Genomic DNA, 20,569 nt, shown 5'->3' with positions numbered 1-20,569 from the left:
ATGTGGCGCGACACGTCCACCACCAGGCCGTCGGTGAGCGACTGGCCGTTGGTGCCGGTACCGCCACCGCGGGGCGTGAGCACCACCTGGCGATGCGCCGCTTCCCCGGCCAGGCGGGCGATGCGTTCGAGATCCTCGGCGTGGCGCGGGAACAGGGCCGCCTGGGGCAGGCGCTGGTAGATCGAGTTGTCGGTGGCCAGCACGGTGCGGCTGGCGTAGTCCGGGGCGATCTCGCCCTCGAAACCCGAAGCCTTCAAGGCCTCGAGAAAGCGCAGATAATGGGTACCGAGGGCGGCGGTGGCGCTCGATGCGGTGGTGTTCAGGCGTGCAATCATGGTAGGCACATGCATTGGGGGATTTCTATCGAAGCATGCGCAGGTCGTGGAGGAGAGCAAGATGTCGTCATGACAGAACAAGATGACGACATCTCGTCCGCTTTCGATGCGGCCACGCACCGATGCGCCATGGTCGCCTAGCAAGCACCGACAGTGTGCCAGCCGGTGCGTTGCCATGCGGTGCTCAGGGCACCAGCGTCTGGGCCGCTTCCAGGTAGGTGGCGCCGTGGTGCTGCACGCGCTCGAAATCGCCGGTTTCCGAGCCCAGGTGAACCTCTTCCAGTTCGTCCGCCATGGTGGCCACCTCTTCCTGAATCTTCTCCAGCGCGTTCTCCAGGGTGTAGGTCAGTTCATGCACGGTGCCGAGATCGGTGATGCTCAGCTCATCCTGGGCGAGCAGCTCGGCCAGCTGTTGGTTGTACTCGGCGAAATTGGCCACCGCTTGGCTCAGGGTATCGGCGGGCTCGCCCTTGAAGTGGTCGGTGGAGCTGGCCTGGACGGTGGTAGTGACCATCAGGCCGAACAGTAGGGCGGTGAACAGCAGGTTCTTCATGGGCTTGTCTCTCGCTCAAATGAGAATGGTATGCGTTAGCTTGTGTACCACTCCCGTTTATGCCGGGCAAGAGAGAAGGGTAACGAGAATGATTTTTCTTCTTGAGAATTGACAGGGGTCAGCAGGGCGATTAGATTTCCGGTGGTTAATGATAATTGTTATCATTAATGGAGTTGACGGAGGTCGCTATGCCGTACCGCATCAATACCGCCATCCGCGGCGCCAGCCCTGCCCTGCAGATCTGCGATGCCACACCAGGGTCGGTACGCCTGGCCGGGGAATATCCCCGCCAGGATCTGAATCTCTCCGAAGAGGAATGGGCGCTGCTTCAGCTGCGCCGGGAGGAGGCCATACACGATCTGTTCCGACGCTCGTTCCTGCTCACTTCCGAGCGCTACCTGAAGGGTGAGCTGCCCGAGCCCGGACATGGCGACGGGTTCGGGCGCTTCAACGCAGGGTGACGCTGAGGCTGTCGTCGCTCTCGCAGGGTTTGCCGTGGCGCAGGGTCAACCGCCGTTCGCTCAGGTTCATCACCACCGAGAACAGGGTTTCCATGCGCTCCTCGGCAGGCTGGTCGGGGTTGAAGTGGCGGCAGATCGAGAGCGGCGCTCCCTGATGGTCGCTGAGTACCTCGAACAGCCTGGCCGTGTCGATGCGGTCATCCGCGGCCAGCTCATCGTGCAGCAGCGCGTCGAGCCGGCACAGGCGCGGGTGGGAGTCGGCGCGGGGAAAGTCCTGCACCGGGCAGGGCGTGCCCTCGGCGTAGAGATGGTTGGTATGGGTGACGATGCCTGCACGCGGTGTAATGCGGCCCGGCTCGCCGGGTTGCACCTCGAGGCCGACGGCCTGGCCCCCCTCGTTGCCGACCTGAGCGCTGGCGAGCAGGAAGTGGGCGGGCGAGCAGACCCGGTCGTGGCTGGCCACGGCGAGTGCACTCGGCATGTCTTCACATTCGAGGATCTTGCGCAGGGCAATGTGGATCGGCAGGCCGGCACCGCAGGTCTGTGAACGAATGGCGTTTAGGCACACGCCGACGCCGCGGGCGTTCATACCCACCTTGCCGACCATGCCGGCCTCGCCGATGCTCACCAGGGCGGGGCGCCCGTCGCCCTGGATGTGCAGGGCGACCACATTGTCGAGCTGGTCACTGCGCCAGTCCCAGTTCTGGGCCAGCCACTGCTGGCCGTGGCGCTGCAGCGAGAAGGCCGAGCAGCCACCGCTGGCCTGGGTCAGGGCGATCTCGCTGCGGCAGTTCAGCGTCAATATGTCGATGAAGTCGACCCCTGCCCCCCAGGCGATGCCGTTCATCTCCTCGAGAATCTCGGGAAAACCCTGGGCGATCTGGGCCTCGAAGTGGCAGGCGCGGTCGCGTGCCTCTTCCCAGCGGATGCCGACGAAGTCGTGGAACAGCTGACCATAGACCTGGATACCGCGCTGGATCAGATGACGATGGATACGGCCGTGTTGCGCGCCGATCTCGTGGTAGCTTCCCGTCAGCTCGGTAATGGCCAGGGGGCGGGTCTGTCGGGTCATAGCACCTCCTCGAGGAAGGTCAGGAAGGCGGCCCAGGATTTGTGGTCGGCGCGCTCCTGGTAGCGCTCGCTGTCGAACTCCGTGAAGCCGTGCGGTGCGCCGGAATAGACTTCTACCGTATAGGTCGCCTCGATGGCTTCCAGCTCTTCCACCAAACCGCTGACGTCATCCATGGTCACGCTGGTGTCGGCGCCGCCATGGGCGATCAGCAGCGGGGGCACATCGTCGGGCCACTCCTGCCCTTCCGGCGTGGCCACACCACCATGGAAGCTGGTGTAGCCGGCCACATTGTCGGCCTCGCCGGAGCGGGCGATCTCCAGTGCTACGGCCCCGCCGAAGCAGTAGCCCATGATCACCACGTTTTCGGCGGCCTCCTGCTCGCGGGCCTCGGCCAGGCCGGCGAGGGTCAGCTCGCGCATGCGTTCGCGGTTGGAGTAGAGCGCTCGGGTGGCTTCCTGGCGGGCTTCGGTGGTTGCAGGGCGGTTGCCCTGGCCGAACAGGTCGACGGCAAAGGCGTCAAAGCCCTGCTCGGCCAGCATGTCGGCGCGCTGGCGCTCGTAGTCGTCCAGGCCGTCCCAATCGTGCACGATCAGCACCGTGCCGCGGGATTCGTCTTGTGCGGCGGCGTAGTAGCCTTCGAAGGTCTCGTCGCCGACCTCGTAGACGATGTCGTTGCCGGCGGGCGTGAAGGCATGGGCGCCAGTGGCCAGGCCGAGCGCCGCCAGCAGCATGAAGGAGAGGGAGGCAGGGCGCATGGGGTGCTCCTGTTGTTGTGTGCGTAGCGTGTGTGAAGCCGTGGCGGACTAGAGTATAGGCGATGACTGAAGGGGCATGGCCGACAGCGTTGAACGTACCGAGCATCGCGGAATCGGGTTTTCAATCGCTGACAAGGGGTTGGACACTGTGCAGCGAGGGTCAAACGTTGGTATGGGGGGCTTGTGTTTTGCCTCGTGGCCTTCCAGATTTAAGGGGTGCCCATGAACCGTAACCAGGCGTAAACAATAGACGTGGAAGGCCGGACGCAGTTCGGAAGCAGTCAGCCAGATGTGCTTCACTGGACGTACTGAACACACGTACTTAATACAAGTGCTTAACCAAGCCTACTTGACCGAACGTACTTTAACGAACGTACTGTAACGAGAGCGAGAAGAACAAATGAAAAAGAACGTTTTGGCGATAGCAATCGCTGCCTCCAGCGTGGCGTTCGCAGGCGCGGCGCAGGCAGAAGTCAAGATCGGTTTTATCGGCGGCTTCACCGGCCCGATCGAGAGCTTGACCCCACCGATCTTCGACGGGGCGCGGCTGGCGGTGGCGCAGATCAACGAGCAGGGCGGTATTCTCGGCGGGCAGACGCTGGTCATGCCCAATGCCGACACCACCTGTAGCGATGCCTCGGCGGCTTCCAACGCAGCGGATCGCATGGTCAACACCGAGAACGTCACGGCTATCGTCGGTGCCCTGTGTACCGGGGCAACCGTGGCGGCCGCCAACAGTGCCGCCATTCCCGGTGGGGTGGTGATGGTGTCTCCGGCCTCAACGGCCCCGGCAGTGACCGAGCTGGACGACAACGACCTGGTGTTCCGTACCGTACCCTCGGATGCCTACCAGGGCGAGATCCTGGCCAAGCTGATGCTCGAGAAGGGTTTCGACGAGGTGGCCGTCACCTACGTCAACAACGACTATGGCCGCGGCCTGGCGGAAGCCTTCACCGCGGGCTTCGAAGCGGGCGGCGGTACGATAGCCGAGAATCTGGCTCACGAGGACGGCCGTGCCGACTATCGCTCCGAGCTGGGCTCGCTCTCCTCCAGCGGCGCCGAGACCTTGGTGGTGCTCGCCTATGCCGACGGCTCGGGCCAGACCATCCTGCGCCAGGCCTATGAGAGCGGCTCCTTCACCCAGTACGCCGGTGCCGACGGCATGGTTGGGGCATCGCTGGTCGAAGCGGTGGGGGCGGACGCCCTCGAGGGCATGATCGCGACTCGCCCGGGCAGCCCCGAACTGCCGGGTACCGACATCTTCAACCAGGCCGCCGAGGAAGCCGGCTTCGACCCCAGCGCTGTGTTCGCCGCCCAGGCCTACGACGCTGCCTTCCTGCTGGCCCTGGCCATCGAGCAGAACGGCAGCGCCGAGCGCGAAGGCCTCTCCCAGGCGCTGCGCAGTGTGGCCTCCGCGCCGGGCGAGGTGATCCTCCCGGGTGAGTGGGAAAAGGCAGTGGAACTGATCGCTGCCGGCGAGGAGATCAACTACGAGGGTGCCTCTGGCAGCCATGAGTTCGACGAGAACGGCGACGTACCGGGCGTGGTGCTCGAAATGGCGGTGGAAGGCGGTGCCTTCGTCGGCAAGGGGCTGATCCAGGACTAAACCCCGCTCAGACCTAGCCTGCACACAAGAGGGCCTCGGCACTGCCGAGGCCCTTCTTTTTAAATGTGGTTTTTAGAGAGGTGCGGATTTATGTCGCATAAATCACCCTCTCTACCCGTGGTGTTTTACTTTCTCGGGCAGCAGTCCCTGCGGGGCGAAGCGCAGCACCAGCGTGATCAATAGGCCGATCACGAATACCCGCGCCTGCAGTGCGCGGCTGTCGAGGTTGCCCGGCGGCTCCCAGCCGAACCAGCCTTCGCCGATGGCCGCGGCGCCATGCATCACGAACAGCGCCAGCGGTTCGGACATCAGCCAGATGATGTAGACCGCCACGGCGCCGAAGATGGTGCCCAGGTTGTTGCCGGGACCGCCCAGGATCACCATCACCAGCACCAGGAAGGTGTGGTTCAGCGGCAGGAAGCCGTTGGGGTCGAAGATGCTGTTGAACGAGGCCAGCGCACCGCCGCCGATACCCATCAGGATGCAGCCCAGCACGAAGATTTCCAGGCGGCGCTTGTTGATGTCCTTGCCCATCGCCGAGGCCGAGATCTCGTTGTCGCGAATGGCGCGGATCATGCGACCCCAGGGGGCGTGATAGGCGCGGTGCAACAGGAAGAAGATCACCGCGATCATGGCCGCCGTGACCGACAGGTACAGCGCCCGGGCCAGGGTGAAGCCCAGCGCGCTGGGGCCCGGAGTGGGCCAGGGCAGCGGCGAGACGGTGGCAGTGCCGCGGGTCAGCCAGTCGGAGTTCTTGAGGAAGGCCTTGATGATCTCGGCGATACCGAGGGTGGCAATGGCCAGGTAGTCGCTGCGCAGCCCCAGGCAGATATGGCCGATGAAGTAGCCGATGGCGCCGGCCAGCGCGCCGCCGACGACCCAGCCGGTCCAGGCCGGCAGGCCCAGACCGCCGATGAATCCAGCACGGGACTGGATCTCGCCGGTCACGCCGCGCAGCATGCTGATCACCACCAGGTAGAGCACCACGGCCAGCACGATGGCGATCAGCGTGCGCAGCTTGCGCGGTACTCCGATACGGTCGAGCTTGGTGGCGCCATAGACGAGCATCACCGCAGCGGCACCGTAGAGCAGCACGCGGCCGAGCTCGCCGGGCAGCTCGGTGCCCCAGAAGGCGTCGTTGACCGGTACGCTCAAGAACATGGTGGCAAAGGCGCCCAGCGCGACGAAGCCCATCACGCCGGCATTGAACTGGCCGGCATAGCCCCACTGGATGGTCAGGCCCAGGGCCAGGATGGCATAGCAGGAGGCTTCCACCAGCATGCGTGTGCTGTAGGCGGTGCCCATCATGGCATAAACGCCGAGAACCGCCGCCAGCAGGATGCCGAACAGGATGACTTCGCGTAGCGGGAAACGAGACGGTGCGGCGACGGTATCTTCGCGGCGTTCGGTACGTTGCGTGCTCATCAGATCACCTTACCCTTGAAGATGCCGGTGGGACGCCACACCAGGATCGCCACCAGGATGAAGAAAGGCACCACGATCTTGTATTCGGTGCCGACGAAGGCGAGGTTGCGCGGGAGCTCGAGCCATTCGGGGAAATGGTGCTGGATGGGGCGCAGCAGCACCGTCCAGTTGAACACCGCCAGCGTCTCGGCAAAGCCCACCACGAAGCCGCCCGCGATGGCCCCGTAGGGGTGGCCCACACCACCGACGATGGCCGCGGCGAAGATCGGCAGCAGCAGGAAGAAGCTCAGGTCGGGCTTGAAGGTCACGTCGAGCGACAGCAGGGTGCCGGCGATGGCCGCCAGGCCCCCGGCGATCACCCAGGTCACCGACACGATGTAGTTGGTGTTGATGCCCGAGGCTCGCGCCAGGTCGGGATTGTCGGACATGGCGCGCATCGCCTTGCCCAGCCGCGTGCGGTTGAGGAACAGGTGCAGCCCCACCACGCAGGCGATGGTCAGGATGAACAGGATGATCTGCGGCTCGGTGACGATGATGGGCCGGGCGGCCAGCTCGAACGGCACGTCGAGGCGGTAGATCTCCTTGCGCTCGCCGGCCAGGTACAGGTTCTGGGAGCCGGTACCGGCGAACAGGCGGATCAGCCCCTGCAGCATCAGGGTCACGCCCAGCGAGGCGATTACCATGACGATGGGCTTGACGCCGTGGGCGCGCAGCGGCTTGTAGAACGCCTTGTCGATACCTACCGCGAGCAGGGCGGTGAGCACCATGGCCAGCGGCAACATGACGATGGGGGTGGGCAGGCCCACTACCCCACCCACGCCGGGGAAGGCCAGGGTCAGCAGCAGTACCATGAAGGCGCCGAAGGTCATCATGTCGGCATGGGCGAAGTGGGCGAAGCGCATGATGCTGAAGATCAGCGTCACGCCGATGGCGCCGATGGCGTAGATCGAGCCGGTGACGCTACCGGCGATGATCACGTTGTTGATGAAGAAAACCAGTTCGTTCACGACTCACTCTCCAGTACGACTCCGGGCTCAACCGCCCAGGAAGCTCTTGGCTACTTCCGGGTCGGCGAGCAGGGCTGCGCCGGTATCGGTGAAGCGGTTCTTGCCAGCGGCCAGCACGAAGCCCTTGTCGGCGATGGCCAGGGCCTGCTTGGCGTTCTGTTCGACCATGAGGATGCCGACACCGGCGGCGTTGATCTCCTTCACGCGCTCGAAGATTTCGTTCATGTAGAGCGGCGAAAGGCCGGCGGTGGGTTCGTCGAGCAGCAGCACGTCTGGTTCTGCCATCAGTGCGCGGCCCATGGCGACCATCTGCCGTTGGCCGCCGGAAAGCTCGCCGGCGGGTTGGTGGCGCTTGTCGTAGAGCGGGGGAAAGAAGTCATAGACCTGCTTGAGCATGCGCTTGACGTTGCCCGGCTTGAGGAAGGCGCCCATCTCAAGGTTCTCTTTCACCGTGAGGCTGGGGAAGACGTTCTTCTCCTGGGGCACGAAGCCCATGCCTTTCTGCACGAGCTTGTTGGGTGGCAGGTTGTGGATTGGCTCGCCGCGCAGCAGGATCTCGCCCTGGCTGACGGTGAGCAGGCCGAAGATGGCCTTGAGCATGGTGGACTTGCCGGCGCCGTTGGGGCCGACGATCACGCCGACCTCGTTGGCCTCGATCGACATGTCCACCCCGTTGAGGATGTTCATGCCGCCGTAGCCGCCGTGCACGTCGCGTGCTTCGAGTAGTGGCATCGTGGATTCTCTGCGCTGTCGTTGCTGTTCTTCTTGTCGGTTTCTGCGGGCCGGTGGGGGTAGGCAAGGCCCCTCAGGCGACGTTGGAACCGAAGTAGGCTTCGATCACCTGAGGATTGTTCTGGATCTCCTCGATGGTGCCTTCGACCATGACGCTGCCCTGGGCCAGCACGATCACGGGGTCGCACAGGCGCGCGATCATCTCCATGTCGTGCTCGATGACCAGGAAGGTGTAGCCCATCTCGCGATTGAGCCGTTCGATGTTGCTCACCAGGTCGCCCAGCAGGGTGCGGTTGACCCCGGCGGCGATCTCGTCGAGCAGCACCACGCGGGCGTCGGTCATCATGGTGCGGCCGAGCTCCAGCAGCTTCTTCTGCCCGCCCGAAAGGTTGCCGGCCAGCTCGTTGCGCACATGGTGAAGGCCGATGAAGTCGACCACCTCGAGCGCACGGCGGCGGACCTCTTCCTCCTCGCGGCGTACGACTCCCGGTTTGAACCAGGCGTCGAAGAGGCTTTCGCCGGCCTGCCGGGGCGGCACCATCATCAGGTTCTCCAGCGCCGTCATCTGGGAGAACTCGTGGGCGATCTGGAAGGTGCGCAGCAGGCCCTTGTGGAACAGCTCGTTGGCGGGGCGGTTGGTGATGTCCTCGCCGTCGAGCAGGACCTGGCCGCTGTCGAGGGGCAGGGCGCCGGCAATGATGTTGAACAGGGTCGACTTGCCGGCCCCGTTGGGGCCGATCAGCCCGGTGATCGAGCCCTTCTCGACCTGGATCGAGCAGTCGTTGATGACCTTCAGGCCACCAAAGGCCTTGTAGACGTGCCTGACGTCGATGATGGATGGCATGTATGCACCTGCACAGTATTCCTTTCCGGAATCTTTGTTATGAAGCCAAGTATCGAGCCGCCGCCCGAAGGCGGCGGCAAGGTATCGTTATTATCGCTCCTGGCGGTTGCCGACCAGGAAGGTGCGGCCGGCGGCGAAGGCGCCGACGATGATCAGGGCGCCCAGGGTCGGAATCAAGTAGCCGTCGATCTGCGGAATGGTGCGCAGGAATACGAAGGCCACCGCGGCGGGCGCCACGAAGCGTACCAGGAAGCGCCAGACCTGGAACCAGGTCTCGCTGGTACGCATCTCCTTCATGACTTCGGAGTGGGTCAGCGCCCAGCCGGCGAACAGCGCGATGAGCATGCCGCCCAGCGGCATGAAGATGTTGGTCAGCAGTTCGATGAAATCGAAGGCGCTGCGGCCGAACAGGACGTGGAAGGGGCTGCCCTCGGCCCAGGTGTTGAAGCTGATCACCGTCAGCAGGCCCAGGGCCCAACTGGCCACTACCATGGCGAATACCGCCTGGGGGCGGGTCATGTCGAAGCGTTCGACCAGGAAGGCGGCCACCGGCTCGATCAGCGAGATCGAGGAGCTGATCGCGGCACCCAGTACCAGGATGAAGAACACCCCACCGATCAAGGCGCCGAAGGGCATCTCGGCGAACGCCAGCGGCAGGGTGACGAACATCAACCCCGGCCCGGCAGCGGCGTCGAGCCCGGCGCCGAACACCAGCGAGAAGATCGCCAGGCCGGCGACCATGGCCACGGCGGTGTCGATGAAGGCCACGGCGAAGGCAGTGCGGCTCAGCGAGGCGTCGCTTGCCATGTAGGCGCCATAGGCCATGATCGCGCCCATGCCGAGACTCAGGGTGAAGAACGATTGGCCCATGGCCTGCAGCCAGCCTTCGAGGCTCAGGTCGGCCAGGTTGAAGGTGAACAGGAAGCTGGCCGCGGCGGCGAAGTCGCCGTTGGCGATGCCGTAGGCGAGTACCACCAGCAGGATCACGAACAGTGCCGGCATCATGATGCGCAGCCCGCTCTCGATGCCCTTGTGGATGCCCATGCCCACGATCAGCCCCGAGGCGATGATGAACAGGGTGTGGTAGAGCGTGAGCAGGCTCGGTGAGGCCAGCAGTGCATCGAAGCCGGCACCGATGGTGGCCGCATCGGCGCCGACCAGCGAGCCGGTGAGCATTTGCCAGGTGTAGTGGATCGCCCAGCCGGCGATCACCGAATAGAAACTGAGGATCAAAAAGGCCGCGGCGGCGCCCAGCCAGCCGATCGACTCCCAGGCGTGGGAGGCCTTGTGGGTGCGGGTCAGGAAGCGCATGCCCATGATTGGGCTTCTGCGGCTGGCGCGGCCGAGCATGGTCTCGGCGATCAGGATCGGAATGCCGACGGCGAAGATGGTCAGGGCGTAGACCAGGATGAAGGCGCCGCCGCCGTTCTCACCGGTCAGGTAGGGAAAGCGCCACAGATTGCCGAGCCCCACTGCCGAGCCGACGGCAGCCAACAGGAAGGTACCCTTGTGTGTCCAGACGTTGTGCGTACTCATTGTGCTTCCGAAGACTCGTCGTGTGGCCTTATGGGCCCGCGGATGTCGCTACCGAAAGCCGGTTGGGTGGGCCGGTCGGTGGGCGCGTACACTGTGCGACAGAAACCCGCTCCATGGCCAGTAGACGATCGTTAAGGATACGTTGGAAGCGGCAGGTGACCGGGGCGCGGGTTCGTGGAAGTCAATGCGGCTCTTCATCCTCCTTGGCGATGTCGGCCGGGCGTGGCTCGAAGGCGCGGCTGGCATCCGGCAGCCTCACCGTGTCGCCCACGGCGAGCTTGCCTTGCAGCTTGCGGCGCTTGCCGCTGTGCGGCTCGATCAGTGCCGCTACGTCGCCGATGCTGGTGCCGTCGACATAGGCCTCGACCTTGATCCGAACCACCACGCCTTGGTAGCGGGCCGAGAGTATGTCGCCAGGCCCCGGCTCGGAGTAGCCCTGCGGGTTGCGTTCGTAGTGGCGCATGACGCTGTCGGCACCTGGATCGTCCCACTCTACGTGCTTGTGCATATGGCCTCCTGTACGGTCATCTTTTGCTCTCCTAGTGAGAAGCGTAGCCGCTCTTGCGCACGGGCAAGAAAAAGCCCACCTAGTGGTGGGCTTCCTCGGCGACCCTGGTTCAAGGGGCTTCCTCGGAGAGTTCCATGATCAGGCGCGTGGCCAAGTAGAGGCGCGGCACTACGCTATGCAGTTCCACGAACTCGTCGCTGCTGTGGTAGCGGCCGCCCACCAGGCCCAGCGATTCGAGCACGGCGGGGCGTTCGGCGTCGGGCTGGTAGGCGTAGGCGGCATCGGTGCCGCCGCCGATCTCGACGGCGTCCAGTTCGAGGCCGAGTTCGGCATAGATCTCCTTGGCCACTTCCGCCAGCTCCTGGGTCTGCGGGTTCTCCGGCAGCGGCGGCCGGCCACGCTCCAGGCGGAATTCCACTTCGGTATCCTCGATCAGCCGGTTGGCGATGATCTCGTTGGCTTCCTCTGTCACACGGTCGTACTCGTCGGCTTCGAAGTAGCGCATGTCGCCTTCGGCCCGTGCGCGCTCGGGAATGATGTTGCGGGTGCCGCCGCCCTCGACCACCGTCCAGTTGAGGGTGGTTTCCTTGTCGGGGTCGCCAAGGTCGCTGAGCTGCAGCAACTGGTGGGAGAGCTCCATCACCGCGTTGCGGCCTTCGTCGGGCGCGCTGCCGGCATGCGAGGCGCGTCCGGTCACCTCGAGGGAGGCGTAGTTGATGCCCTTGGTCACGATGGTGACCGCGTCCATGCCGTCCTCGCCCAGGGTCGGCTCGAAGACCAGCACCGCATCCTGCTCGGCGGCGAGCTGCTGGATCAGCTCGCGGGAACCCAGCGAACCCTGCTCCTCGTCGGGGTTGAAGACGACCGTCAGCGTGCCGTAGCCGTCGTACTCCAGTTCCTCGAGTATTGCCAGGCTGTGCAGGATGATCGCCACGCCGCCCTTGGCATCGCCCACGCCGGGGCCGAAGGCGCGGCCATCCTCGGTGCGGTATGGTCGCTCGGCCGCGGTTCCCTCGCCGAATACCGTGTCGTAGTGGATCATCAGCATGATGTCGCGTTCGCCGCTGCCTTCGAGGGTGCCGACCAGCGTGTTGCCGCCTAGCTCCTCGGAGGGGTGGGTCTCGACCTCGGCGCCCAGCTCGCGCAGGCGCTCGTCGAGAATCGCCTCGACCTCGGCCAGGCCCGGCTCATAGGTGGTGCCGGAATCGATGTTGACCAGGGTTTCGAGCGTCTCGAGCAGCGGCTCCTCATGGCGCTCGGCGGCATCGAGCACCGCCCGGTCGGCATCGGCGAGCGCCTGGTCGGCTTCGCTGGCAACGGGCTCGGCGGTAACGGGGGCAGCGGCGAACATAGCGGCCAGGGCCGCGCCGCAGCAGAGCGGCTTGAGGGGGAATCCATTCATGGCAGTAATCCCTGTGGGTCTTCTTGACTGTCGATGACATGCATTGCGGGCGCGAGGCGCTGGGTACAGTCTAGGCCAGGTGCTCGCGAACGCCACCCATTGTCCCGCCGTCGCGATGGACGGGCGAGTGCCTTAGTGGAATGCACCGCATGAGGGAGGGCAAAACGACGACACCCGCCGAATGGCGGGTGTCGTTGAGAAGCGAGCGAGGCTTACTTCTTGGAGCGCTTGCGCTCGTGCTCCTTGAGGAACTTCTTGCGCAGGCGGATGTGGTTGGGCGTGACTTCCACCAGTTCGTCGGAGTCGAGGAACTCGATGGCCTGCTCCAGGCTGAACTTCACCGGCGGGGTCAGCACGATGTTCTCGTCGTTGCCCGAGGCGCGCATGTTGTCGAGCTTCTTGCCCTTGGTGGGGTTGACCACCAGGTCGTTGGCGCGGTTGTGGATGCCCACCAGCATGCCTTCATAGACCTCGGTACCGTGGTCGATGATCAGCTTGCCGCGCTCCTGCAGGGCGTACAGCGCATAGGCCAGCGCCTTGCCGTCGACCATCGACACCAGCACGCCGTTGCGGCGCTCGATGGCTGCGTCGGGCTTGAGCGGGCCGTAGTGGTCGAAGCGGCTGGTGAGGATGCCGGTGCCCGAGGTCAGGGTCAGGAACTGGCCGCGGAAACCGATCAGTCCACGTGCGGGAATGATGAAATCCAGGCGCACGCGGCCCTTGCCGTCGGGGTTCATGTTGGTCAGCTCTCCCTTGCGGTAGCCGAGCTCCTCCATGATCGCGCCCTGGTGCTGCTCCTCGCAGTCGATGATCACCTCTTCGTACGGCTCCTGCTTGACGCCGTCGATCTCCTTGATGATCACCTCGGGACGGCCCACCGCCAGCTCGAAGCCTTCGCGACGCATGGTCTCGATCAGCACCGAGAGGTGCAGTTCGCCGCGGCCGGAAACCTTGAACTTCTCGGGGCTCTCGCCCTGCTCGACACGCAGCGCCACGTTGTGGATCAGCTCCTGCTCGAGGCGATCCTTGATGTTGCGGCTGGTGACGTACTTGCCGTCGCGCCCGGCGAAGGGCGAGTCGTTGACCTGGAAGGTCATGGAGACGGTGGGCTCGTCCACCGACAGCGGCGGCAGCGCCTCGGGGGCGGCCGGGTCGCATAGGGTATCGGAGATCGAGAGCTCGTCGACACCGGTGATGCAGACGATGTCACCGGCGGTGGCGAGCTCGGTCTGCACGCGCTCGAGACCCATGTGGGTCATGACCTGGCCGACCTTGCCCTTGCGGCTCTTGCCGTCGGTGCCGATCACCACGATCTGCTGGTTGGGCTTGACCGAGCCGCGTTTGATGCGACCCAGGCCGATGACGCCCACGTAGCTGGAGTAGTCCAGCGCCGAGATCTGCATCTGGAACGGGCCGTCGAGCTCAACGGCCGGCGGCTCGACGATGTCGACGATGGCCTGGAACATGGGTGACATGTCCTCGGCCAGCGCTTCCGGGTCCATGCCGGCGATGCCGTTGAGGGCCGAGCAGTAGATGATCGGGAAGTCGAGCTGCTCGTCGCTGGCGCCGAGGTTGTCGAACAGATCGAAGATCTGGTCGATGACCCAGTCGGGGCGCGCGCCAGGGCGGTCGATCTTGTTGACCACCACGATCGGCTTGAGGCCCTGGGCGAAGGCCTTCTGGGTCACGAAGCGGGTCTGCGGCATGGGGCCGTCGACGGCATCCACCAGCAGCAGCACCGAATCCACCATCGACATCACGCGCTCGACCTCGCCGCCGAAGTCGGCGTGTCCGGGGGTGTCGACGATATTGATGTGGAAGTCGCGGCCGTTGCCGTCCTGCCAGCGAATCGCGGTGTTCTTGGCCAGGATGGTGATGCCGCGTTCCTTTTCCTGGTCGTTGGAGTCCATGATCCGCTCCTGTCCCTCGGCCTTGCGATCCAGCGTGCCGGATTGGCTCAGGAGCTTGTCGACCAGCGTGGTCTTGCCGTGGTCGACGTGAGCGATGATGGCAATATTGCGCAAACTCTCGATACGAGAGGGGGTTACAGCTGTGTTCATAAGGTGTGACTCATCAACAGGTGCGCACCTATGTACACATCGATAGGACGTACCCTAGGCGCGGGGTAGGGGAGTGGTGGCGCATTGTACAGATTAGCGGCGAAGGGGAATAGCACAACCTCTCATAATACGCTTCTCAGCCTGAGGCGTGGCTCTCCCCATGCGGTCGAGGCTGCCCGGGCAATGTTCCCGACCGGCAAAGCCGTGCACGAGTCGGACGGCTTGGTGCGATGAAATTCAATAAGGGAACTTTGTTGACACCTTTCTACACTTAACTACACAGTTCGTAACGAACATTCTCCCGAGCGGCCCTCCCTGCCTTGGTGGAGCCAGAGCCATGACCCTGTCCAGTGTCATTTTCGATGCACGTGCCGCGGGAGCGAAACTGCCGCGCAATCTGGTCATCTTCGAGCAGGCCGCCCGGCGTTGGCAGGGCGGCTATGAGCTGCTGCTGGTGGATGATACCGGCGATCGCCGGCTGCCCGCGTTGGCTCAGCGCCACCAGGCCACGCTGCTGTCGTGTAGTTCCGTCGCCTTGGGCAGCCGCCTCAACGCCGCGGTGCGTGCGAGCCGCGGGGAGTTTCTGTTGTTCCCCGGGCTGGGGGATCGCCGCGCTGCGGACTGGCTGAGCCACCGCTTGGTCGATGTGGAGCGCAACAGCGACTGGGACGCCGGTGTCCTGCCGGTTCGCCGGCACAGCTGGATGCGCTGGTGGTGGCTGCTCCAGGGCCCTTCACCCCGAGATACCTTCTGGGTGGCGCGGCCTTGGTTCGAGCGCATCGGTGGCTTCGACCCACAATTGGGGAGCAATGCGCTGCCCGACCTGCTCGAACGGCTTAGGGCCTGTCAAGCGCGCGTGTCGATCGAAACCGCCTGAGCATCGCTGCGTTTTGTGCACCCATGTGGTGCGCAAGGATATTGATTGCACCAACTTGGCGCCTTGTTTGGGCTCTGATGGGGCAGAACGAGGCCGGTCGGGCAGGCTTGGTGCAGTCCGATACAGTGCGGTGCAAATTATTTTCTCGTAAAAACAATTGTTTAATATTTTCCTGGGCTTGCATGGTGCATGTTTGGCATGCCTCCTGCATTCGTATGGGCAGCTCTCCATGCTTGTGCATGGCGACGTGGGCAGCAGGCCCACAGCGTGTTACAACAGGCGCTGCAACGAACCCGCGCCAGTGGACTTCAGCCAAACGAATCGAGCCACAGCTCAAACGGAGGACACACATGTCAGCCAAGACTCTCGCCCTGATCGAAGAACATGATGTGAAGTGGGTAGACCTGCGCTTCACCGACACGCGGGGCAAGGAACAGCACGTCACCATTCCGGCCCGTGACGTCAACGAGGAATTCTTCGAGAACGGCCAGATGTTCGATGGCTCCTCCATCTCCGGCTGGAAGGGCATCAACGAGTCGGACATGATCCTGCGTCCGGAAGACGGTACCGCTTTCCTCGACCCGTTCACCGAAGACGCCACCCTGGTACTGCGCTGCGACATCATCGAGCCGGCTACCATGCAGGGCTACGAGCGTGACCCGCGCTCCATCGCCAAGCGCGCCGAAGCCTACCTGCAGTCAACTGGCCTGGGCGATACCGCCTTCTTCGGCCCCGAGCCCGAGTTCTTCATCTTCGACGAAGTACATTGGAAAGCCGATATCGAAGGCGCCATGTACAAGATCACCTCCGAAGAGGGCGCCTGGGCCACCGACCGTCAGGTCGAGGGCGGCAACCTGGCGCACCGTCCGCGGGTCAAGGGCGGCTACTTCCCGGTGCCCCCGGTCGACAGCTTCCACGATATTCGTGGCGCCATGTGTAACACCTTGGAAGCCATCGGCCAGACCGTCGAAGTGCACCACCACGAGGTAGCCAACGCCGGCCAGAACGAGATCGGCGTCCGGTTCAACACCCTGGTGAAGAAGGCCGACGAAGTTCAGGAAATGAAGTACGTGATCCACAACGTGGCCCACGCCTACGGCAAGACCGCGACCTTCATGCCCAAGCCGCTGGTCGGCGACAACGGCAGCGGCATGCACGTGCACCAGTCTTTCTGGAAGGACGGCCAGAACCAGTTCGCTGGCGACCAGTACGCCGGTCTGTCCGAAATGGCGCTCTATTATATCGGCGGCATCATCAAGCACGCCCGTGCCCTGAACGCCTTCACCAACGCTTCCACCAACTCCTACAAGCGTCTGGTGCCGGGCTTCGAGGCGCCGGTCATGCTGGCCTACAGTGCCCGCAACCGCTCGGCCTCCATCCGCATTCCGTACACTGCGAGCCCGAAGGGCAAGCGTGTCGAGGCTCGCTTCCCCGACCCGACCGCCAACCCCTACCTGGCCTTCGCCGCCATGCTGATGGCCGGTATCGACGGCATCAAGAACAAGATCCACCCCGGCGATGCCATGGACAAGAACCTCTATGACCTGCCGCCGGAAGAGGGCAAGCTGGTTCCGACCGTCGCCAACAGTCTGGATCAGGCCCTCGAGGCGCTGGACGCTGACCGTGCCTTCCTCACCGAAGGCGGTGTGTTCACCGACGACATGATCGATGCCTACATCGAACTCAAGATGGAAGACGTCGAGCGTATTCGCATGACGACGCACCCGATCGAGTTCGACATGTACTACAGCTGCTGATATCGCAGTCTGGACGGCTGGACGAGGCTTGCCTCGCCAGCCGGCACCGCCAAGGGGCTCCGCATCGCGGCGCCCCTTTTTTGTCGTACACTGAGTTGCGAAAGGTTGCGGAGAAACACGTTTTTATTGGCGTATTGGCCGGCCGACAGCGGTGCTGTGTGAGTCGCCGTCGCAGGGAGAGTCCTCATGGTCAAGGCGATCGCGCTGTGTCTGCTGGGCCTGGTGGTGACGCATACGGCGTTGGCCACGACGATCTATCGCACTACCGATGCGCAAGGGAACGTGATCTTCACCGACGACCCCAATCGCGGTGGCGAACCGGTCGAGCTGGCGCCATTGACCGTGATTCCGTCGCAGGTCGAGGGGCGACAGTCCGAGCCGCCACGCGTCGAGGGCGTTGCCCCGCGCATGGGCGAGGCGCCAGGCCAGCCCTTCATGCCCTACGATACCTTTCGCATCCGCTCGCCGGAGCATGGGGCCGACCTTCCTGCCAGCTATGCCGGCAATCTGCAGGTGGAGCTGGCCATCGAGCCGGAACTGCGCCCCGATCACAGCGTGCGGCTGCTGGTTGATGGCCGGGTGAGCCAGACCCCCATGCACACCCGTGCCTTCATGCTCAACGACCTCGGCCGTGGCGAATACGTACTCCAGGCAGAGCTGCTCGATGCCCGAGGACAGGTGCGCCACCGCAGCCCGCCGGTTTCTCTCTACGTGCAAAGAGTCAATTGATGCTGCCTCAGAGTGTCGCCTGATCGTCAGGCGCTCTGCCCCAATCTGATGACTGCGCCCTCTCCTGGCTCATCAATCGTGGACTGCGATGCACCAAGGCGGGAGAGGTTGGTGCTCACTGGCATGGCAGTTTGTCTATTGATGCACCATCATAGTGCATGATGGTCCGCTACATTCGCCCTGAAACGGCGCCATGCTGCGTCAGGGTGGGTTGGCGCGCTTCTTGCTTGGTATGTTCAGTCTTTGAACGTGGCCGGCTTCGGGACGCTGGTTGTGGCGGTCCCTACCGATGCGCCATGACGATGCACATGCTGCTCCACGCACTCCCGCATTTGCCAAGGGAAGGTCGTAAATGTATCGACGCCTGATGGAACACCTCACCACGGCGGTGCTGCTGCTGGACGAAGAGCTGCGGCTGAGCTGGATGAACCCGGCGGCCGAAGCCTTGCTGGCGGTCAGCCTGGGTCGGGTAAGGGGGCTTTGCCTGCCGACGCTGCTGGCCGAGGACGATGGCATGGGCGAGGTGCTGGCCAAGGCTCGCGACGACCAGCATCCCTTCACCCAGCGCGAGATGAGGCTGGCGCTGCTCAGCGGTACCGTCGTCACGGTCGACTATACGGTGACGCCGCTGTCGACCTCGGAGCTGCTGGTGGAGATGGAGCCCCGCGACCGCCTGCTGCGGATCTCACGCGAGGAGGCCTTGCTCAACCGTCAGGAGGCGATCAAGGTGCTGTCGCGCGGCCTGGCCCATGAGGTCAAGAACCCGCTAGGCGGGATTCGTGGCGCCGCGCAGCTGCTGGAGCGCGATCTCGACGACCCCTCCCTGCAGGAGTTCACCCGTATCATCGTCGAGGAGGTCGACCGCCTGCGTGACCTGGTCGACAGCATGCTGGGGCCGAACAAGCTGGTGCGTCACGAGCCGCTCAATGTTCACAAGGTACTGGAACGTGTACGCACGCTGCTGATGGCCGAGACCCCGGCGGTAAGCATCGAGCGTGACTACGATCCCAGCCTGCCGGATTTCCCCGGCGACGAAGCCCAGATGATTCAGGCAGTGCTCAACGTAGCGCGCAACGCCATTGAGGCGATGACCGAGGCGGGCACCGAAGCCCCGAGCCTGCTGTTGCGCACCCGGGCGCGCCGCCAGTTCACCCTGGGAGCGGAGCGTCATCGCCTGGTTTGTGAAGTGGCCATGATCGACAACGGCCCCGGCGTCCCCGAGAGCCTTCAGGAAACCCTTTTCTATCCCATGGTATCGGGGCGTGCCGATGGCAGTGGACTGGGACTGTCCATCGCCCAGGGCATCCTGCACCAGCACCAGGGGCTGATCGAGTGCGATTCCCGCCCCGGCCATACCGAGTTTCGTCTGCTTATTCCATTGGAGAGGCGCCATGACTGATGTCGCACGTGTCGCGGTGGTCGACGACGACCGCGCCATTCGCTGGGTGCTGGAGCGCGCCCTGGCTCAGCCCGACCTCGAGGTCGAATGTATCGACCGGGCCGATGTGGCGCTCAGCCGCTTGCTGGACGACCCTCCCGACGTGCTGGTCACCGACATTCGCATGCCGGGGATAGACGGCCTCGACCTGATGTCGCGTGTACGTGAAGTGCATCCCGACCTGCCGGTCATCGTGATGACCGCCCACTCCGACCTCGACAGCGCCGTGGCCTCCTATCAGGGCGGCGCCTTCGAATACCTGCCCAAGCCGTTCGACGTCGACGAGGCGCTGGCCCTGGTGCGTCGCGCCGTGGCCCATGCCCGCGAGCGCAAGCGTCCGGTCAGTGTGCCCGAGGGCCTGGACGCCGAGATCATCGGCGAAGCGCCGGCGATGCAGGAGGTGTTCCGTGCCATCGGCCGCTTGTCGCACTCGCACATCACGGTACTGATCAACGGCGAGTCGGGTACCGGCAAGGAGCGGGTGGCCCGTGCCCTGCATCAGCACAGCCCGCGTTCCAGTCATCCGTTCATTGCCCTGAACATGGCGGCAATCCCCCGCGACCTGATCGAGTCCGAACTGTTCGGCCACGAGAAGGGCGCCTTCACCGGCGCCACGGCAAGCCGCCAGGGGCGCTTCGAGCAGGCCAACGGCGGCACCCTGTTCCTCGACGAGATAGGCGACATGCCCGCCGAGACCCAGACGCGGCTGCTGCGGGTGCTGGCTGACGGCGAATTTTATCGGGTCGGTGGCCACACGCCGGTCAAGGTGGACGTGCGCATCATCGCCGCCACCCACCAGAATCTGGAACGGCTGGTGGAGGACGGTCGCTTCCGCGAGGACCTGTTTCATCGCCTCAACGTGATCCGTGTGCATCTGCCCAGGTTGGCGGAGCGGCGCGAGGACATCCCGCGGCTGGCGCGCCACTTCCTGGCCGAGGCCGCCAAGGAACTCGCCACCGACATCAAGGTGCTGACCAAGGACGCCGAGGCTCACCTGACCCGGTTGGCCTGGCCTGGGAACGTGCGTCAGTTGGAGAACACCTGTCGTTGGCTGACGGTAATGGCTTCGGGCCGCGAGATCCTGGTCGAGGACCTGCCGCCGGAGCTGCGCCAGGGTGAAGGTGGTGACGTCGCCAACGGCGACTGGCGTGCCGCCTTCCGCGACTGGGCCGACCGCGCCCTGGCGGCGGGGCACACCCACCTGCTGGAAGAGGCGGTGCCGGACTTCGAGCGCATCCTGATAGAGACCGCGCTCAAGCACACCGGTGGGCGCAAGGGCGAGGCCGCCGAGCTGCTGGGTTGGGGCCGCAATACGCTGACACGCAAGCTCAAGACGCTGCTGCCCTCGCTGGCGGAGGATTGAAGCACTCGCCCGCCGCATTCGCCCGTCGCCATGCTCTTGAAGGGCTGGCGGCTGAGGTTGATGGAGCGATTTCTATCAACTGCGACAGGCACAGGTTCGTTGCAGCGTC

At 64.4% G+C, this 20,569-nt stretch carries 19 protein-coding genes; 7 read left to right on the top strand and 12 right to left on the bottom strand.

Annotated elements, in window-relative coordinates:
* On the bottom strand, positions 1 to 335 hold a 335-nt coding region (locus tag SPH52_RS21250; protein ID WP_411797043.1), incomplete at its 3' end, for an FAD-binding oxidoreductase.
* Positions 336 to 519: 184 nt separating this feature from the next.
* Positions 520 to 888: a DUF6746 family protein gene (locus SPH52_RS21245; RefSeq protein ID WP_411797042.1), complete on the bottom strand. Its 369-nt coding sequence runs from the start codon at positions 886 to 888 to the stop codon at positions 520 to 522.
* Between the two features lie 188 nt (positions 889 to 1,076).
* On the opposite strand from SPH52_RS21245, the gene SPH52_RS21240 reads away from it, so the two are divergent.
* Entirely contained in the window at positions 1,077 to 1,349 is a 273-nt protein-coding gene (locus SPH52_RS21240) for a hypothetical protein (RefSeq protein ID WP_411797041.1), read from the top strand.
* Here the strand turns inward: SPH52_RS21240 and SPH52_RS21235 are convergent.
* Positions 1,336 to 2,421: a C45 family autoproteolytic acyltransferase/hydolase gene (locus SPH52_RS21235; protein ID WP_411797040.1), complete on the bottom strand. Its 1,086-nt coding sequence runs from the start codon at positions 2,419 to 2,421 to the stop codon at positions 1,336 to 1,338. The genes SPH52_RS21240 and SPH52_RS21235 overlap by 14 nt on opposite strands.
* On the bottom strand, positions 2,418 to 3,176 hold the full coding sequence (locus SPH52_RS21230; RefSeq protein ID WP_411797039.1) for a dienelactone hydrolase family protein: 759 nt from the start codon (positions 3,174 to 3,176) through the stop codon (positions 2,418 to 2,420). Before SPH52_RS21230 ends, SPH52_RS21235 begins: the two co-directional genes overlap by 4 nt.
* A gap of 400 nt (positions 3,177 to 3,576) precedes the next feature.
* On the opposite strand from SPH52_RS21230, the gene SPH52_RS21225 reads away from it, so the two are divergent.
* Complete coding sequence (locus SPH52_RS21225) at positions 3,577 to 4,782, top strand: ABC transporter substrate-binding protein (protein WP_411797038.1); 1,206 nt, start codon at positions 3,577 to 3,579, stop codon at positions 4,780 to 4,782.
* Between the two features lie 111 nt (positions 4,783 to 4,893).
* On the opposite strand, the gene SPH52_RS21220 is transcribed toward SPH52_RS21225, so the two are convergent.
* From SPH52_RS21220 to typA, 8 genes are all read right to left on the bottom strand, one after another.
* The gene (locus SPH52_RS21220; protein WP_411797037.1) at positions 4,894 to 6,207 is read right to left on the bottom strand and encodes a branched-chain amino acid ABC transporter permease; all 1,314 of its coding nucleotides are present in this window, start codon (positions 6,205 to 6,207) and stop codon (positions 4,894 to 4,896) included.
* Complete coding sequence (locus tag SPH52_RS21215; protein ID WP_411797036.1) at positions 6,207 to 7,214, bottom strand: branched-chain amino acid ABC transporter permease; 1,008 nt, start codon at positions 7,212 to 7,214, stop codon at positions 6,207 to 6,209. The genes SPH52_RS21220 and SPH52_RS21215 overlap by 1 nt, the downstream gene beginning before the upstream one ends.
* 27 nt (positions 7,215 to 7,241) lie before the next feature.
* On the bottom strand, positions 7,242 to 7,946 hold the full coding sequence (locus SPH52_RS21210) for an ABC transporter ATP-binding protein (RefSeq protein ID WP_411797035.1): 705 nt from the start codon (positions 7,944 to 7,946) through the stop codon (positions 7,242 to 7,244).
* Between the two features lie 73 nt (positions 7,947 to 8,019).
* Positions 8,020 to 8,790, bottom strand: coding sequence for an ABC transporter ATP-binding protein (locus SPH52_RS21205; protein ID WP_411797034.1), 771 nt, complete (start codon positions 8,788 to 8,790; stop codon positions 8,020 to 8,022).
* A 90-nt stretch (positions 8,791 to 8,880) separates the two neighbouring features.
* Positions 8,881 to 10,326 (bottom strand): sodium-dependent transporter, encoded by a 1,446-nt coding sequence (locus SPH52_RS21200; RefSeq protein WP_411797033.1) that lies wholly within the window; start codon positions 10,324 to 10,326, stop codon positions 8,881 to 8,883.
* Between the two features lie 181 nt (positions 10,327 to 10,507).
* Positions 10,508 to 10,834 carry a hypothetical protein gene (locus tag SPH52_RS21195; protein WP_411797032.1) on the bottom strand — a complete coding sequence of 109 codons (327 nt, stop codon included), beginning with the start codon at positions 10,832 to 10,834 and terminating at the stop codon, positions 10,508 to 10,510.
* Positions 10,835 to 10,943: 109 nt separating this feature from the next.
* A complete protein-coding gene (locus SPH52_RS21190) occupies positions 10,944 to 12,236 on the bottom strand; it encodes a glutamate carboxypeptidase (protein ID WP_411797031.1) in 1,293 nt (430 codons plus the stop codon).
* 212 nt (positions 12,237 to 12,448) lie between these two features.
* A complete protein-coding gene (typA, locus tag SPH52_RS21185) occupies positions 12,449 to 14,296 on the bottom strand; it encodes a translational GTPase TypA (protein ID WP_411797030.1) in 1,848 nt (615 codons plus the stop codon).
* A gap of 337 nt (positions 14,297 to 14,633) precedes the next feature.
* On the opposite strand from typA, the gene SPH52_RS21180 reads away from it, so the two are divergent.
* The 5 genes from SPH52_RS21180 to ntrC all read left to right on the top strand — a co-directional run bounded on the left by SPH52_RS21180 (position 14,634) and on the right by ntrC (position 20,460).
* Positions 14,634 to 15,173, top strand: coding sequence for a hypothetical protein (locus SPH52_RS21180; protein WP_411797029.1), 540 nt, complete (start codon positions 14,634 to 14,636; stop codon positions 15,171 to 15,173).
* A 350-nt stretch (positions 15,174 to 15,523) separates the two neighbouring features.
* Positions 15,524 to 16,930, top strand: coding sequence for a glutamate--ammonia ligase (gene glnA / locus SPH52_RS21175; RefSeq protein WP_411797028.1), 1,407 nt, complete (start codon positions 15,524 to 15,526; stop codon positions 16,928 to 16,930).
* 186 nt (positions 16,931 to 17,116) lie between these two features.
* Positions 17,117 to 17,659, top strand: a complete 543-nt coding sequence (locus tag SPH52_RS21170; RefSeq protein WP_411797027.1) for a DUF4124 domain-containing protein — start codon at positions 17,117 to 17,119, stop codon at positions 17,657 to 17,659.
* A 352-nt stretch (positions 17,660 to 18,011) separates the two neighbouring features.
* On the top strand, positions 18,012 to 19,058 hold the full coding sequence (glnL, locus tag SPH52_RS21165) for a nitrogen regulation protein NR(II) (protein ID WP_411797026.1): 1,047 nt from the start codon (positions 18,012 to 18,014) through the stop codon (positions 19,056 to 19,058).
* Positions 19,051 to 20,460, top strand: coding sequence for a nitrogen regulation protein NR(I) (gene ntrC / locus SPH52_RS21160; RefSeq protein ID WP_411797025.1), 1,410 nt, complete (start codon positions 19,051 to 19,053; stop codon positions 20,458 to 20,460). The genes glnL and ntrC overlap by 8 nt, the downstream gene beginning before the upstream one ends.
* Positions 20,461 to 20,569 lie beyond the last annotated feature (109 nt).

Origin of the sequence: Halomonas sp. A29, from assembly GCF_046723295.1 — a bacterium.
GTDB lineage: Bacteria > Pseudomonadota > Gammaproteobacteria > Pseudomonadales > Halomonadaceae > Halomonas.
This window is presented reverse-complemented; position numbering and strand designations above follow the sequence as displayed.